Genomic DNA, 15648 nt, shown 5'->3' on the forward strand with positions numbered 1-15648 from the left:
GCACGAGCGTGACCGACTATTCGAAGATCGACTTCTCCGACCTGCTGGCCTTCGCCGACGACGAGGTCGTGACGCACAACCATGTGCACGACGTTCGCCTGGCGTCCGGAAAGGTCCTTGCCCTCGTCACGCTGGACAACGGCCGGGATCACACACGCCCCAACACCTTCGGTCCGGTAGGACTGCTCGAGCTCGGCAAGACATTCGACGACCTGAAGCAGCGCGCCGGCCGGGGCGAGATCCACGCGGTGGCCACGACCGGCAAGCCCTTCATCCTCGCCGCAGGTGCCGACCTCTCGAAGGTCGCCGAGGTTCCGAGTCGTGACATCGCCAAGAAGCTCGCCCAGCTCGGCCATTTCGTGCTCAGCAAGCAAGCGACCTTCGGTGTGCCGAGCTTCGTGTTCATCAACGGCCTGGCCCTTGGCGGGGGGCTCGAGCTCCCGCTGAACGCCGACTACCGCACGATCGACGCATCCGCCGCAGGTATCGCGCTGCCCGAAGTGTTCCTCGGACTCGTGCCCGGATGGGGCGGCACGTTCCTGCTCCCCAACCTGATCGGCATCGAGAACGCGCTCAAGGTGGTGATCGAGAACCCGCTGAAGCAGAACCGCATGTTGAAGGCCCAGGATGCCTTCCAGCTTGGCATCGCGGACCGCATCTTCCCGCCGGTGAACTTCCTCGAGGACTCGATCAAGTTCGTGGACGGCGTGCTGAGTGGCACCGAGAAGGTCGATCGCAAGAACGCTCCGGGGAAGATCGAGCGGATGGCGAAGTGGGACATCGCGATCAAGATCGCGCGCGATCAGGTGGCGTCCAAGCTGGGCACGGTCCCGCTGTCTCCGTTCAAGGCGCTCGACCTGCTCAAGGCGGCGAAGGGCGGCGACAAGGAGGCGTGCTTCGCGCTCGAGGACGACGCCCTCGCTGACCTGATCGCGGGCGACCAGTTGCAGGCATCCATCTATGCATTCAATCTCGTGCAGAAGCGGGCCAAGCGGCCGGCGGGCGCACCGGACAAGGAGCTCGCCAAGAAGGTGACCAAGGTCGGCGTGCTCGGCGCCGGGTACATGGCCAGCCAGTTCGCCCTGCTGTTCCTGCGCCGCCTGCAGGTGCCGGTGGTCATCACCGACATCGACCAGGAGCGCGTGGACAAGGGTGTCGGGCACATCAACGACGAGATCGACAGTCTCCTCGCGAAGGGTCGCATCGGATCTGACGAAGCGAACCGGCTCAGGGCTCTCATCCGCGGCACAACCGACAAGAGCGAATTCGCGGACTGCGACTGGGTGATCGAGGCGGTCTTCGAGGAACTCGGCGTGAAACAGGATGTCTTCGCCGAGATCGAGAGGATCGTCTCCCCCGAGGCGGTGCTCGCCACGAACACCTCCAGCCTGTCGGTGGACCGGATCGGCGCGAAGCTGGAGCATCCCGAGCGTCTGGTCGGATTCCACTTCTTCACACCCGTGGCCGTCATGCCGCTCATCGAGGTGGTCAAAGCCCCCAAGACGGATGACGCCACCCTCTCGACCGCGATGGTCACCGCTGCCAAGCTGCGCAAGAACGCCGTCATCACTGCCGACACGCCGGGCTTCGTGGTCAACCGTGTGCTCGCCAAACTGCTCGGCGAGGCGATGTACGCGGTGGACAACGGCACACCGTTCGAGACGGTCGACAAGGCGATCGCACCGCTCGGCCTTCCGATGGCTCCCTCCGTGCTGCTCGACCTCGTGGGGCTCCGGGTGGGCGCGCACGTGCTCGACACACACCACGAGGCGTTCCCCGACCGCTTCTATCGCAGTGAGAACCTGCACAAGCTGGCGGACTACGGAAAGCTGCTCGACAAGGACGCCAAAGGCAACGTCAAGGGATTCGACAAGGGTGCACTCAAGGTGATCACCGTAGGAAGAAGCCCCATGACGGAGGAGCAGATCCTCGCGAGGGTTCAGGACGGGCTCGCCGACGAGGTGCACAGGATGCTCGCGGACGACCACGTGGTCGCAGCGGCCGAGGACATCGACTTGTGCATGATCCTCGGCGCCGGCTTCCCGTTCCAGATGGGCGGACTGACGCCGTACCTGGATCGAGTCGGGGCGAGCGAGCGCGTGTTCGGCGACACGTTCCACCACCCTGTGATCAAGGGCGTAGGAGCTTAGGGATTCCGCACCGGAACGCGGGCTCCCGACTCATGTCGGGGGCCCGCGTTAGCCTGCGCCGATGACACGGTTCAGGTACTACGTCGCTTCGAGTCTCGACGGGTTCATCGCTGATCGTCACAATGCGATCGACTGGCTCACGGCCTTCGGCTTCGACGAATTCACGGCCGACTACGAGCGGTTCACGGCCGACGTTGGCGCGATCGTGATGGGCTCGTCGACCTACGAATTCATCCTCGGCGAGGGCACCGAGGCGTACGGATACGACGTTCCCGCGTGGGTTCTTACGCACCGCGAGCTGCCTGTCGTGCCGGGCAAGGACATCCGTTTCTTCGCCGGCGACGTGGCGGAGATCGCCGACGAGCTCGTCTCCGTCGCAGGGTCGCGTGACGTCTGGCTGATGGGTGGCGGTGACGTCGTCGCGCAGTTCGCTCAATTGGGCAGGCTTGATGAACTCATCGTGACGGTCATGCCCGTTGTGCTGGGGGCCGGAGCACCGCTCCTGCCCGTCGAAGCCCAGCTCGACCTGCGGCTCACGGAGCGCAGCACCTTCCCCAGCGGGGCCGTCGGGCTGCGGTACGACGTGGTTCGGTGAGCGACGAGCTCAGTCCTCTGCGCGCGCCACGATGGGCTGAGCGCCGGTGTCCCCGCTCACGCCGCGGGCATACGGCAGCTTCGATCCGAGCACCATGCCCATGACGTCGTGCGCGATGTGCTGCGGGGTCATGCCGGCACGTTCCATGATGTCGTTGCGCGCGCCGTGTTCCAGGAACTCGTCGGGCAGTCCCACCTCTGTCACTGCAGTGTCCACGCCCGCTTCACGCAGGTCCTGCCTGATGCGTGTGCCGACGCCGCCGACGCGCACACCGTCTTCGATGCACACGACGATGCGGTGTCCTGCCGAGAACTCGATGACGCTCGCGGGAACGGGTACTACCCAGCGCGGATCGATGACGGAGCATCCGATTCCTTGCGCTGCCAGGCGCTCGGCCACCTCCAGCCCCGTCGAGGCCATCGCACCCACGGTGACGATGAGAACGTCACGTGCCTCGTCTTCGCGCAGCACGTCCACGCCGTCGGAGGTGCGCCGCACGGCTGTGATCGGTGCGGGAACTGACCCCTTCGGGTAGCGGACCACGGTCGGACCCGTCTGCACGGAGACGGCTTCACCGAGTTCTTCCCTCAGTCGCTCCCCGTCGCGGGGCGCCGCAATGCGGATGCCTGGCACGACCTGCAGGGTTGCGAGGTCCCAGATGCCGTGATGGCTGGGTCCGTCCGGCCCCGTGACCCCTGCACTGCTGAGCACGAACGTGACGCCCGCCCTGTGCAGGCCGACGTCCATCAGAACCTGGTCGAACGCGCGATTCATGAACGTGGCGTAGAGCGCGACCACGGGGTGGAGCCCGCCGAACGCCATGCCCGCGGCGCTCGTCGCCGCGTGCTGTTCGGCAATGCCGACGTCGATGACCCTCGAGGGGAAGCGCTCGGCGAACCGGTGCAGGCCGACCGGCCTGAGCATGGCGGCGGTGATGCCGACGAGGCGGTCGTCCTTCTCAGCGAGCCGAACGATCTCGTCCGCGAACACGGACGGCCACGACACGCCGCTCACGGGTTCGATCGGCTCCCCCGTCTCCGGATCGATGGGAGCGACGCTGTGGAACTGGTCTGCCACGTCGCGCAGCGCGGGCTCGTACCCGCGGCCCTTTTCGGTGATGGCGTGCACGATCACTGGGGCGTCGTAGTCCTTCGCCTGTTCCAGCGCCTCCGTGAGCGCGTCGAGGTCGTGTCCCTGTACCGGGCCGATGTACTTGATATCAAGGTTGGAGTACAGCGCCTCGTTGTTGGTGAAGCGGGACAGGAACCCGTGGACGCCGCCGCGGATGCCTCGATAGACGGCTCGGCCTGGCGCACCGAGCTTGTCGAATGCGGCGCGGCTCGTCAGGTAGAGGTTCTTGTACCCCCGACGGGTGCGCACACTGTTGAGGAAGCGCGCCATGCCGCCGATCGTGGGCGCATACGATCGCCCATTGTCGTTCACCACGATGATGAGGCGACGGTCGTTGTCGTCGCTGATGTTGTTCAGCGCCTCCCACGTCATGCCGCCCGTGAGCGCGCCGTCGCCGACCACGGCTATGACGTACCGTTCCCGCTGCCCCGTCATCGTGAAAGCTCTTGAGATGCCGTCTGCCCAGGAGAGCGAACTGGACGCATGGGACGACTCGACGATGTCGTGCTCCGACTCCGCGCGCTGCGGGTAGCCCGCGAGTCCGCCGGTCTGCCGCAGCGTCGAGAAGTCCTGCCTGCCGGTCAGGAGCTTGTGCACGTACGCCTGGTGTCCGGTGTCGAAGACGATGGCGTCGTGCGGCGAGTGGAACACCCGGTGAAGAGCGATCGTCAGCTCCACCACACCGAGGTTCGGCCCGAGATGCCCACCCGTCTTGGCGACGTTGGAGACGAGGAACTCGCGCACCTCGGCCGCCAGTTGCTCGAGCTGTTCCTTCGAGAGAGCGTCGAGGTCGCGGGGGCCCCGGATCGTCTCGAGAAGGGTCATGCGGACCGCCTTTCGTTCCTGACCCACGAGTCTACGCAACGCGACATCCGGGCATCCGGATGCCTGGGCAACCCCTCAGAGCGTGGCGGTGCGTGGCTCGTGTGCCCGGGATCCACGATCTCCGGCACACGAGCCGCCATGCCGCGCTGTGCGGCCGTCAGACGAGGCTGCGGAGCACGTACTGCAGGATGCCGCCGTTGCGGTAGTAGTCGGCCTCACCGGGCGTGTCGATGCGCACCAGGGCGTCGAATTCCACCGTGTCTTTTGCGGGTCCGGAGTGCTCGCTCGGCGTCGCCGTCACGTGGACGGTCTTCGGCGTCTCGCCCTCATTGAGTTCGGTGAGCCCGCTGATCGCGATCTCTTCGGTTCCGTCGAGGCCGAGGCTGGCCGACGACTCCCCTTCCGGGAACTGCAGCGGCACGACGCCCATGCCGATCAGGTTCGAGCGGTGGATGCGTTCGAAGCTCTCGGCGATCACCGCGCGCACGCCGAGGAGCGAGGTTCCCTTCGCGGCCCAGTCGCGGGACGATCCGGAGCCGTACTCCTTGCCGGCCAGGATCACCAGCGGCGTTCCGCTCTTCTGGTAGTTCACCGATGCGTCGTAGATGAACGACTTCGGACCTTCCTCCTGGGTGAAGTCACGCGTGAATCCGCCCTCGACGCCGTCCAGCAGCTGGTTGCGCAGCCGGATGTTGGCGAACGTTCCCCGGATCATGACCTCGTGGTTGCCGCGCCGCGAGCCGTAGGAGTTGAAGTCCTTGCGGTCCACGCCGTGCTCGGTGAGATAGCGGCCGGCGGGACTGTCCGCCTTGATCGACCCCGCGGGGCTGATGTGGTCGGTCGTAACGGAGTCGCCCAGCTTGGCGAGCACGCGTGCGCCCGTGATGTCGACCACGGGCGTCGTCTCGATCGTCATGCCGTCGAAGTACGGGGGCTTGCGCACGTACGTCGACTGCGAGTCCCATTCGAAGGTCGAGCCAGTGGGAGTGGGAAGCGAGCGCCAGCGCTCGTCGCCGTCGAACACGCTCGCGTACTCACGTGTGAACATGTCCTGATTGATGGACTCGTCGATGGTCTTCTGCACCTCAGAGGCCTCGGGCCAGATGTCCTGCAGGTAGACGTCGTTGCCGTCCTTGTCGGTGCCGAGGGAATCCTTCTGGAAGTCGAAGTTCATCGATCCGGCGAGGGCGTATGCGATGACCAGCGGCGGGCTGGCCAGATAGTTCATCTTGACGTCGGGGTTGATGCGCCCCTCGAAGTTGCGGTTGCCAGAGAGCACGGCCGTCACCGCGAGGTCGTTCTCGTTGACCGCAGCCGAGATCTCATCGGGCAGCGGACCGGAGTTGCCGATGCAGGTGGTGCAGCCGTAGCCGACCAGGTAGAACCCGAGGTCTTCGAGGTATCCGGTAAGGCCGGCCTTCTCGTAGTACTCGGTGACGACCTTGGACCCGGGGGCAAGCGTGGTCTTGACCCACGGCTTCGCCTTGAGGCCCTTCTGCGCAGCGTTCCGCGCCAGCAGCCCGGCCGCGAGCATGACCTCAGGGTTGGAGGTGTTGGTGCAGGACGTGATGGCGGCGATCGCCACGGCACCGTGGTCGATGACGAACTGCTTGCCGTCGTTCTCGACCTTGGTCGGCTGCGAAACCGTCGCGGGCGCCCGGCTGGCCAGCTCCGCGTCTGACTCGTGCTGGTGGCTGGCGCCATCGACCTTGCGGTGAGCGGTCTGCTCGTCTTGCGACGTGAACCCGAGCGGATCGGATGCCGGGAAGGTGCCCTCGACCGCCTCGTCAACGAGCGAGACCCCTGGGTCCACGTAGTCATTGAGATCGTGCTCGAACTGCTCCTTTGCGCGGCTCAACTCGATCTTGTCCTGGGGGCGACGTGGGCCGGCGATGGAGGGCACCACGGTGCCGAGGTCGAGTTCGAGGTACTCGCTGTACGCCGGCTCCGTGGACGGGTCGTGCCAGAGGTGCTGGACCTTCGAGTACTCCTCGACGAGCTTCACCTGGTCCTCGGAGCGTCCCGTGAGCCTGAGGTACTCGAGCGTGACGTCGTCGATGGGGAAGATCGCGGCGGTGGACCCGAACTCGGGGCTCATGTTTCCGATGGTGGCGCGGTTGGCGAGCGGCACCTGAGCGACACCGGCGCCGTAGAACTCGACGAACTTGCCCACCACGCCGTGCTTGCGCAGCATCTGAGTGATGGTGAGCACGACATCCGTCGCCGTGACTCCGGCAGGGATGGAGCCGGTCAGCTTGAAGCCGACGACCTTCGGGATCAGCATCGAGACGGGCTGGCCGAGCATTGCCGCCTCGGCCTCGATGCCGCCGACGCCCCAGCCGAGAACCCCGAGGCCGTTCACCATGGTGGTGTGCGAGTCGGTGCCGACGAGCGTGTCGGGGTATGCCTGTAGCGTTCCGTCGACCTCGCGCGTGAATGTCACTCTGGCCAGGTGCTCGATGTTGACCTGGTGCACGATGCCGGTGCCTGGCGGAACGACCTTGAAGTCGTCGAACGCCGTCTGGCCCCAACGCAGGAACTGGTATCGCTCCCCGTTGCGCTCGTACTCGAGTTCGACGTTGCGCTCGAAGGAGTCGAGCGTGCCGAACACATCCGCGATCACCGAGTGGTCGATCACGAGTTCCGCCGGTGCAAGCGGGTTGATCTTCTTCGGGTCTCCCCCGAGTGCACTGACCGCTTCACGCATCGTGGCGAGGTCGACGATGCAGGGAACTCCCGTGAAGTCCTGCATCACCACGCGCGCCGGTGTGAACTGGATCTCCGTGTTCGGCTCTGCCTTCGGCTCCCAATCACCGAGGGCGCTGATCTGGCTCTTCGTGACGTTGGCGCCGTCTTCGGTGCGCAACAGGTTCTCCAGCAGCACCTTGAGGCTGAACGGAAGCTTCTCGTAGCCGGGGACGGCCTCGATCTTGAAGATCTCGTAGTCCGTCGAACCCACCGTGATGGTGGACCGTGCTCCAAAGCTGTTTACCGCAGACACGCTGCCCTCTCCTTCGTCGGCACCGGGAGCGAGACGTCCCGTCTGATGTCCATTCTGCTGACCGGCCCCATAATCGCTCCAGCAAGGCGGGCCTTACCGAAGGAGTTCGACGGGCGTCCCGAACGAACGAATTTATCTTGATGTCGAGATAACTCTAACACCACGAAAGCCGGCTCGGACTGGTTCCGAGGACGTCGCCGGTCCCCTGCGCGACTCATGCAGCCGATGCGGCATCCGCCTTCTTCTGCGGGTAGACGGCGCGGGCGACGAGCCAGGACACCAGAACCAGCGAAGCGTAGAGCGGAACGCCCATCAGGAGCTTGGTGAAGCCGAGGGCGACCGTCGCACCAGTGAAGTAGAGCGGCAACTGCACCGCGAGCCGGGCCGCGAAGAGGGCGAACCAGCACGCCGACAGCACCTGCATCACGCGCAGCTTCGGCCGGCTGGAACGCCAGGCGATGCCGTCTCCCATGAGGTAACCGATCACCAGGCCGAGCAACGGCCAGCGAACCAGGATCGACACCAGGACGACGAGTCCGTAGGCGCCGTCGATCAGGAACCCGAGTATGAAGTTGTTCGCGGCGTTGCCTGTGACGATGGCGAGAATGGCGGATGCCCCGACGCCGATGAGGCCGGCGACGGCCTGAACGATCTGGGTTTTCGTGACGACGCGGATGAGCGTGAAGATCAGCGCCACGAGCACAGACGCGCCAAGCGAGAGCGGCATGGCCCATTGCTGCGCCCACGGATGATGGATGCTCGTCAGCACGGTGAACGGGACGAGGAAGACGAGGCCGGGAAGGACGGTTTCGCACAGGCCACGCAGCCCGCCCATCGCGTCGAACAGCGCGCGGCCGGTGGGAGCGTCGCCAGAGGCGATCGCCCCTAACCCCGATGCGCTTGCCGCCTCGGCGATCGACTTCGCTATGGCAGGTGCTGAGGCGTCAGTCTGCGGTGCCTGGCTGCTCGTTTCGGCTTCGTCGTCGCTTGCGGTCTGATCGCCCGAGCGAGCGGTGGCCGGCCGTGAATCTTTCTCGTTCGTCACGTGTCGCTCGGCGTCGCGGGCATCCGCAGTGGAATCAGGTCGCGCGGCGGCATGGGCTGATTGCCGCGGACCACGACGATGCTGCGGAACAGTTCCTCAATGTCGGCGGCGGCAGCGGGGTCGATGGCGGCGTCGCCGGCGATCACGCCGCGGAGGAACCACCTGGGCCCGTCCACGCCGATGAATCGCGCGATACGGGTCTCGCCAGGCACTCCCGGCTGGGCAACGGGTATCTCGGCGATGAGTTCGGGACCGAAGACGCCGTCACGCTCGCTGGTCCGTCCGCCCTGGCGCTGGATCTGATCAGCGATCTGCTCGCGGATCTCGTGCCAGAGTCCGCTCGAGCGCGGCGCGGCGAACGGCTGGACCTGGAGCGTGGATCCGGCGTAGTCGAGTCCTACAGCCACGACGCGCTGCGTCTCCTCTTCGACCTCGAGTCGCAGTTGCAGGCCGTCGCGTGGAAGCACCTTCACGCCACCGAGATCGATGTAGGGGCGAACCGGGTTGGCCTCGCTGTCGTCGAACGGACCCTCGGTCTCGCGATCCTCCGGAGCCGACTTCTCCCACTCGTCGGGTGCGATGTCGCCTGTGTCGCTCACGCGTTCTCTCCTGACTGAACTGGTGTGTGTGGGGTTGAGGCCGTGTACCCCGTCGACCCGAAGCCGTTCGCGCCGCGCACGCTCTCCGGCAACGCCTCCGTCTGGACGAACCGCGCCCTGACGACCGGCAGCACGACGAGTTGCGCTATGCGGTCGCCCGAGGCGATCGTGTAGGCGGCGCGGGCATCCGTGTTCAGCAGGGTGACTCGGATCTCGCCCCGGTAGCCGGCATCCACGGTTCCGGGGGCGTTCACGACCGTGATCCCGTGCTTGGCGGCGAGGCCGCTGCGAGGCACCACGAAGGCGGCGTATCCCTCGGGCAGTGCGATGGCCACCCCTGTGCCTACCGTCGCCCGCTCTCCCGGCTCGAGAGTCACGGCATCCGTCGAGCAAAGGTCGGCACCGGCGTCGTCGTGGTGCGCGTACCTGGGCGGCTCGAGCGCCGTGGTCAGCACGTCGACGGATTGGATCACGTGTCGAGGGTAGTGCAGAACTCTGGTCGAATAGACCCATGACCGTGTACCGAGAGCGGCTGTGGGCCGCCCCCTGGCTGTTCGTTGCGACTGCCCTCGTGATCCCCGCCTGCATCATCGTCTTCGCACCGATCAACATGTCGGTGGGGATCGTCTCAGCCGTCGTGATCTACGCGGCGTGCGTCGTCGGGCTGATCGTCGGATCGCCGACCATCGAGGTCACGGCCGACGAGTTCCTCGCGGGCAAGGCGCACATCGAACGCAGGTATCTGGGGCTCGCCGAGGGATTCGACGGCACCGAGGCGAGTTTGCAGCGCGGTCGATTGCTCGATGCCAGAGCGTGGCTGCTCATCCGCGGTTGGGTGGGCGGCGTGGTACGCGTGGTGGTCCTCGACGAGGATGACCCGGCGCCGTACTGGCTGGTGTCGACGCGGCATCCGAGCGAACTCGCCCGCGCATTGAACGACAGAGCCGGCGACACGATGCCGCCGGCTCCTCATTCCTGAAACGACGTCAGGCTGCGCACTCCACGCAGATCGGCCCGAGCTTCGTCTCGTGATCGATCTGTGAACGGTGCTTCACCAGGAAGCAGTTCACGCACGTGAACTCGTCGGCCTGCGGAGGCAGGACGACCACGTCGAGGTCGATATCGGAGAGGTCCGCGCCTGGCAGCTCGAATCCACCTGGGTTGTCGGCATCATCGACGTCGACCACCCCGGACATCTTGTCGGGTACCCGCTCTTTGAGGGCCTCGATCGACTCGGAGTCGTCGTCGGTCTTCCGCGGCGCGTCGTAATCGGTTGCCATTCCCATCCACTTCTCGTTGAGCTGTGCCGAAGAAATCGGCGGGCATAGTTTGCACCAGGAGTCCCTGAATAGCAAACAAGCCGCTTCGACTTCTTCAGCCTTCTGACCAGCGCTCCCATCAACTGACGGCGCGCCCCGGTTATTCCCGGGATATCGGCATGTCTCATGGCAGGGTTGGGACGAACGCAACGAGGTCGAAAGAGGCGTTTCGCATGCAGGATTTGAAAGTCATCGGCGTCGAGAACGGCGCACTGCTCGCCGCAAATGACAGCGGTGAGAAATTCCGCATCGCCATCGACGAGATGCTGCAGTCGAGGCTGCGCCAGCTCAAGCCCGACCCGGTCACCGGGCCGAAGGTGTCGCCGCGGGAGATCCAGGCACACATTCGCTCTGGTCTCTCGGCGGAGGAGGTGGCGTCGCTCACCGGCGCCGCCATCGGATACGTCGAACGTTTCGAGGGGCCGATCATCGCCGAGCGCGATCACATCGTCGCCTCGGCACTCGCCGTTCCGGTGCGAACGGGAGCCGACATCGACCCGCTGAGCGAGGGCGACACCTTCGGGTCGGTCATCCGCGACCGCCTGGCGGCGCTCGGCGCTTCCGGCGAGCGGTGGACCAGCTGGAAGGAACCGGAGGGCGGCTGGATCGTCAAGCTCACGTTCACGACCGACGAGGTCGAGCACGACGCACGCTGGACGTTCGAACCGCGCAAGCTCGCGCTCGCTCCGTCGAATGCCGACGCTCACACGCTGTCGCAACAGGGCGAGTTGCAGACGGGCCTCATCCCGCGGCTGCGCGCCGTCTCCCCCGTGCTGCCCGTGCCGGACGAATCGCGCTTCGACAGCGGCGCATTCGCCGTCGACGATGTCAACGCGACGGCCCCACGGCCGGAATCGCCTCTGAGCCGCGCTCCCCAGAATGCGAACAACGCCGTCACCATCCAAGCCATCAAGCGGGCGGATGACGAAGAGCCACGCGACGTGCACCAGACCGCCGACCTGCTGGAGGCTCTGCGCAAGCGTCGCGGGGAGCGCGAGGCGGCGGGCTTGCGGGACTCTCAGCCTCAGGCCGTCGACGTGCCTCTCGACACATTCGACACGCCTGACGTTCAAGGATCCGCCCAGCCGCCGATGATGTCTTCGTCGTCCGATCGTTCGGGAACCGGACCGGTGCGCGGCATGAAACGGGGCCGCAAGTCGATGCCCAGCTGGGACGAGATCGTGTTCGGCGCACGTACGGACGACGATCTGGCCTGACAAGGCGTTCCGCGAAGCCGCCCGCGCTTTGGCGTCAGTCGAAGGCGCCGAGTCGGATGAGTGGAACCTTTTGCTCCTCGGGTGTGAAGGATCCGTGCTGGCCGACCATGGTGCGCGCCTTCGCGCTCTCCGGCTTCGAGTCGTAGTACGCCACGCGGGCCCTCGCTGCCACCAGCACGTTGCCGATCCGCGGCGACACCTCTGCGTCGACCTGTGGACCGAACCACCCGGCCTCGATCGCCTCCGCACGCGTGGCCACCCATGCCCTGTGGCCCTCAGCGCTCTGCCAGGCGTCGGCCAGGCGGCGCTCGTCGGACTCCGTCGCCCGGTTGTGCAGGTAGAGCTGCAGCAGACGAGGGTCACCGCCGACGTGTGCGACGCCATCCGTGAGCTCCGGCACGGTGTCATACAGCACGTGCGAGGAGGCCGGGATGTCGAGGATGCCGTGGTCCGCCGTAACGAAAGCTCCCTCCCCGGCACGCAGCGATCGTGCGAGCGCGGACATGACCGAGTCCAGCTCCTCGAGCGCGACGAGCCAGGCATCCGACTCCCAGCCGGCCGCATGCGCCGCGACGTCGAGCTCCGGAACATAGAGGTAGACAAGACGTTTGCCGCCCTGGTCGAAGAGGTCGCGCACCAGCTCCACTCGTCGCTGCATGCTGCTCGCGCCCACGTACTCGGCGCCACGCAGCACCGCGGCCGTGTACGACGACGACCGGTACCTCTCGGGGCCGACGGCATACGAAGGGATGCCCTCGCGCGCGGCCGCCTCGAACACGGTCTCTGATCGTTGCCAGCGAGCGGGCTCGGGAACGCCTGCCCAGCCGCTGAGGTGGTTGAAGGTGCGGGCCGACGCCGGGTCGAACGCCCGGTAGCCCACGATGCCGTGCTCGCCAGGCATCCGTCCCGTGCACAGCGTCGCTATGGCCGATGCGGTCGTCGTCGGGGCGCCGCTGTCGATGGTGGACGCGCGCGTGAGGCGCGGCCCGAGGAAGCGGGCGTGACCGGCTCGAGCACGGAGGGCGTGGGCGCCCAGGCCGTCCGCCAGCACGACGACGGCTCGGGAGACGGGCGGAACGGAGATGGTGGGACGACCGCCGCAGACCGCGGCGAGGCAACTGGTCAGAACGTCGGCAAGGCTCGTGGCCGACGGGAATCCGGCCGGTAGCATTGTCCCCACTTGGCCAGTCTGACATACCCGAATGGACTGGGATCCGTCCACGGGGCGAGTGCGTCAGCACGTCTTCCGCCCCCACGAGATTGCACGAATGAGCGCAGCAGACAACCGCAGATCACCCCGTGCCTCCGCAGCGGAGAGCACGACTCCCGAGCGCATCGAAGACATCGACGTCTCGTCCGAGATGCAGAGCTCCTATCTGGAGTACGCGTACTCGGTCATCTACTCGCGCGCACTGCCCGACGCACGTGACGGGCTGAAGCCGGTTCAGCGACGCATCCTCTATCAGATGAGCGAGATGGGGCTGAGGCCCGAACGCGCCCACGTGAAGTCCGCCCGCGTAACGGGCGAGGTGATGGGCAAGCTGCACCCGCATGGCGACGCCGCGATCTACGACGCCCTGGTGCGCATGGCGCAGGACTTCACGTTGCGCCTGCCGCTGATCGACGGCCACGGCAACTTCGGTTCGCTCGACGACGGGCCGGCCGCGGCGCGCTACACCGAGGTGCGGCTCGCCCCCGTCGCGCTCACCATGACGGAGGGCATCGACGAAGACGAGGTCGACTTCGTCCCGAACTACGACAATCAGCTGATGCAGCCCGACGTGCTCCCGTCGGCCATCCCGAACCTCCTGGTGAACGGCGCGAGCGGCATCGCGGTGGGCATGGCCACCAACATGGCTCCGCACAACCTGGTCGAGGTTGTGGGCGCGGCACGTCACCTGCTCGAGAACCCCCAGACATCTCTTGACGAGTTGATGGAGTTCGTTCCGGGACCCGACCTGCCGGGAGGCGGCATCATCGTGGGGCTGGACGGCGTCAAGGATGCCTATGCCACCGGCCGAGGTGCATTCCGCACGCGCGCGAAGGTGTCAGTGGAGCAGATCACGGCGCGGAAGACCGGTCTGGTGGTCACCGAACTGCCCTATCTCGTCGGCCCTGAGAAGGTGATCGAGAAGATCAAGGACGGCGTCAACGCGAAGAAGCTGGCCGGCATCTCCGATGTCACCGACCTGAGTGACAGGAGCAGGGGTCTGCACCTCGTCATCGGCATCAAGACGGGATTCAGCCCTCAGGCCGTGCTCGAACAGCTGTACAGGTACACGCCGCTGGAAGACGGCTTCTCGATCAACAACGTCGCGCTCGTGGATGGCAGCCCGCGCACCCTCGGCCTGCGCGAGCTACTGCAGGTGTACCTCGACCACAGGGTCGAGGTCGTCACGCGCAGATCCAGGTACCGTCTGGCACGCAAGCGTGAACGGCTGCATCTGGTCGAGGGTCTGCTGGTGGCGATCCTCGACATCGACGAGGTCATCCAGGTCATCCGCACCAGCGATGACAGCGAACAGGCCCGCAGCCGCCTCATGCAGGTCTTCGATCTCAGCCAGGTGCAGTCCGAGTACATCCTCGAACTCCGCCTGCGCCGGCTGACGAAGTTCTCGCGCATCGAGCTCGAGGCGGAGCGCGACACGCTGCTGACGGAGATCGCCGAGCTGGAGGAGATCTTGGCCAGCGAGGACCGCATCAGGGGCGTGGTCTCGCAGGAGCTGAGCGACGTTGCGGAGAGGTTCGGCACGCCGCGGCGCACCATGCTGACCTCGGCTGCGCCCTCCCGGGCCACGATGGGTGCGAAGACGCAGGCCGTGCTCGAGGTCGCAGACGGGCCGTGCCGTGTATTCCTGTCGGCGACCGGACGTCTCGTTCGGGTGGACCTGCAACCGGATGCCGATGGCGCACCGCCGCGGATCACTCCCCCTTCCAGACGCAGCAAGCACGACGCCGTGCTGTCCTCCGTCTCCACCACGAGCCGCACCGAGGTCGGGGCGGTCACCAGCCGCGGCAGGATCGTGCGGTTCACACCCGTGGACCTGCCGGGCGTCCCGGCCAACTCGGTGCAGTTCGGAGCCGGAGTCCGGGCATCCGACTACGTAGGCCTCACCGACAAGAACGAACGCGTTCTCGCTCTCGTCTCTGCCGACTCCGAGCTTCCGCTCGCCCTCGGAACGGCACAGGGCGTCGTCAAGAGGCTCACCCCTGGTGACTGGGCGAACAAGCCCGAGTTCGAGGTGATAGCGCTGAAGGCGGGAGACGTCGTCGTCGGGGCGCGCGAGGCATCCGACTCCGACGAGCTGGTGTTCGTCACGACGGATGCCCAGCTGCTGCGTTTCGGAGCTTCCTCGGTGCGTCCTCAGGGGCGCGGAGCCGGCGGCATGGCAGGCGTCAAGCTCTCGCCGGGTGCAAGCGCGATCTCCTTCGACGTCGTGCCGGGTGACGCGCAGAACGCCGTCGTCGTCACCGTGGCGACAAGCGAGAGCACGCTGCCTGGGACGAACCCGGGAAGCGGCAAGGTGTCACCTTTCTCCGAGTTTCCGGCTAAGGGCAGGGCGACGGGCGGGGTGCGTGCTCAGCGATTCCTGAAGGGCGAAGACCAGCTTGCCGTCGCGTGGGTGGGCGAGGCGCCCGCACTCGCGGTGTCGGCCGACGGCACGCCGCGGAGCTTGCCGGAGGGCGGAGCCAAACGGGACGCATCGGGCACGCCGCTCGACGCCGTCATCGCAGCCGTCGGAACTCCCGTGGGCTGACGCCAGCC

Annotated in this window: 12 protein-coding genes; 5 read left to right on the forward strand and 7 right to left on the reverse strand. The window is 66.4% G+C overall.

Going from position 1 to position 15648, the window contains the following annotated elements; genetic code table 11:
• The first annotated feature begins 8 nt into the window (after window positions 1-8).
• Both ACO2Q7_RS01725 and ACO2Q7_RS01730 read left to right on the forward strand, forming a co-directional pair.
• The gene (locus ACO2Q7_RS01725) at window positions 9-2150 is read left to right on the forward strand and encodes a 3-hydroxyacyl-CoA dehydrogenase NAD-binding domain-containing protein (protein ID WP_423353914.1); all 2142 of its coding nucleotides are present in this window, start codon (window positions 9-11) and stop codon (window positions 2148-2150) included.
• A 61-nt stretch (window positions 2151-2211) separates the two neighbouring features.
• Window positions 2212-2745, forward strand: coding sequence for a dihydrofolate reductase family protein (locus ACO2Q7_RS01730; RefSeq protein WP_423353915.1), 534 nt, complete (start codon window positions 2212-2214; stop codon window positions 2743-2745).
• Window positions 2746-2754: 9 nt separating this feature from the next.
• Here the strand turns inward: ACO2Q7_RS01730 and dxs are convergent, their stop codons facing one another.
• The 5 genes from dxs to dut form a co-directional block, all read right to left on the reverse strand.
• Window positions 2755-4701 (reverse strand): 1-deoxy-D-xylulose-5-phosphate synthase, encoded by a 1947-nt coding sequence (gene dxs / locus ACO2Q7_RS01735; RefSeq protein WP_423353916.1) that lies wholly within the window; start codon window positions 4699-4701, stop codon window positions 2755-2757.
• 157 nt (window positions 4702-4858) lie between these two features.
• Complete coding sequence (locus ACO2Q7_RS01740; protein ID WP_423353917.1) at window positions 4859-7702, reverse strand: aconitate hydratase; 2844 nt, start codon at window positions 7700-7702, stop codon at window positions 4859-4861.
• A 214-nt stretch (window positions 7703-7916) separates the two neighbouring features.
• Entirely contained in the window at window positions 7917-8747 is an 831-nt protein-coding gene (locus tag ACO2Q7_RS01745) for a DUF3159 domain-containing protein (RefSeq protein WP_423353918.1), read from the reverse strand.
• Complete coding sequence (locus tag ACO2Q7_RS01750; protein ID WP_423353919.1) at window positions 8744-9346, reverse strand: DUF3710 domain-containing protein; 603 nt, start codon at window positions 9344-9346, stop codon at window positions 8744-8746. Before ACO2Q7_RS01750 ends, ACO2Q7_RS01745 begins: the two co-directional genes overlap by 4 nt.
• Entirely contained in the window at window positions 9343-9819 is a 477-nt protein-coding gene (gene dut / locus ACO2Q7_RS01755) for a dUTP diphosphatase (protein WP_423353920.1), read from the reverse strand. Before dut ends, ACO2Q7_RS01750 begins: the two co-directional genes overlap by 4 nt.
• Window positions 9820-9857: 38 nt before the next feature.
• On the opposite strand from dut, the gene ACO2Q7_RS01760 reads away from it, so the two are divergent.
• Entirely contained in the window at window positions 9858-10325 is a 468-nt protein-coding gene (locus ACO2Q7_RS01760; RefSeq protein WP_423353921.1) for a DUF3093 domain-containing protein, read from the forward strand.
• A gap of 7 nt (window positions 10326-10332) precedes the next feature.
• On the opposite strand, the gene ACO2Q7_RS01765 is transcribed toward ACO2Q7_RS01760, so the two are convergent.
• A complete protein-coding gene (locus ACO2Q7_RS01765) occupies window positions 10333-10626 on the reverse strand; it encodes a DUF4193 domain-containing protein (RefSeq protein WP_325452007.1) in 294 nt (97 codons plus the stop codon).
• A gap of 212 nt (window positions 10627-10838) precedes the next feature.
• Between ACO2Q7_RS01765 and sepH the strand changes: the two genes are divergently transcribed.
• Window positions 10839-11882 carry a septation protein SepH gene (gene sepH, locus ACO2Q7_RS01770; RefSeq protein ID WP_423353922.1) on the forward strand — a complete coding sequence of 348 codons (1044 nt, stop codon included), beginning with the start codon at window positions 10839-10841 and terminating at the stop codon, window positions 11880-11882.
• Between the two features lie 34 nt (window positions 11883-11916).
• On the opposite strand, the gene ACO2Q7_RS01775 is transcribed toward sepH, so the two are convergent.
• Window positions 11917-13053, reverse strand: coding sequence for an alkaline phosphatase family protein (locus tag ACO2Q7_RS01775; RefSeq protein WP_423355937.1), 1137 nt, complete (start codon window positions 13051-13053; stop codon window positions 11917-11919).
• A 97-nt stretch (window positions 13054-13150) separates the two neighbouring features.
• Between ACO2Q7_RS01775 and ACO2Q7_RS01780 the strand changes: the two genes are divergently transcribed.
• Complete coding sequence (locus tag ACO2Q7_RS01780) at window positions 13151-15640, forward strand: DNA gyrase/topoisomerase IV subunit A (protein ID WP_423353923.1); 2490 nt, start codon at window positions 13151-13153, stop codon at window positions 15638-15640.
• The last annotated feature ends 8 nt before the right edge of the window (window positions 15641-15648 follow it).

It is taken from the genome of Rathayibacter sp. KR2-224 (assembly GCF_049446075.1).
In the GTDB taxonomy this organism is placed as follows: Bacteria; Actinomycetota; Actinomycetes; order Actinomycetales; family Microbacteriaceae; genus Humibacter.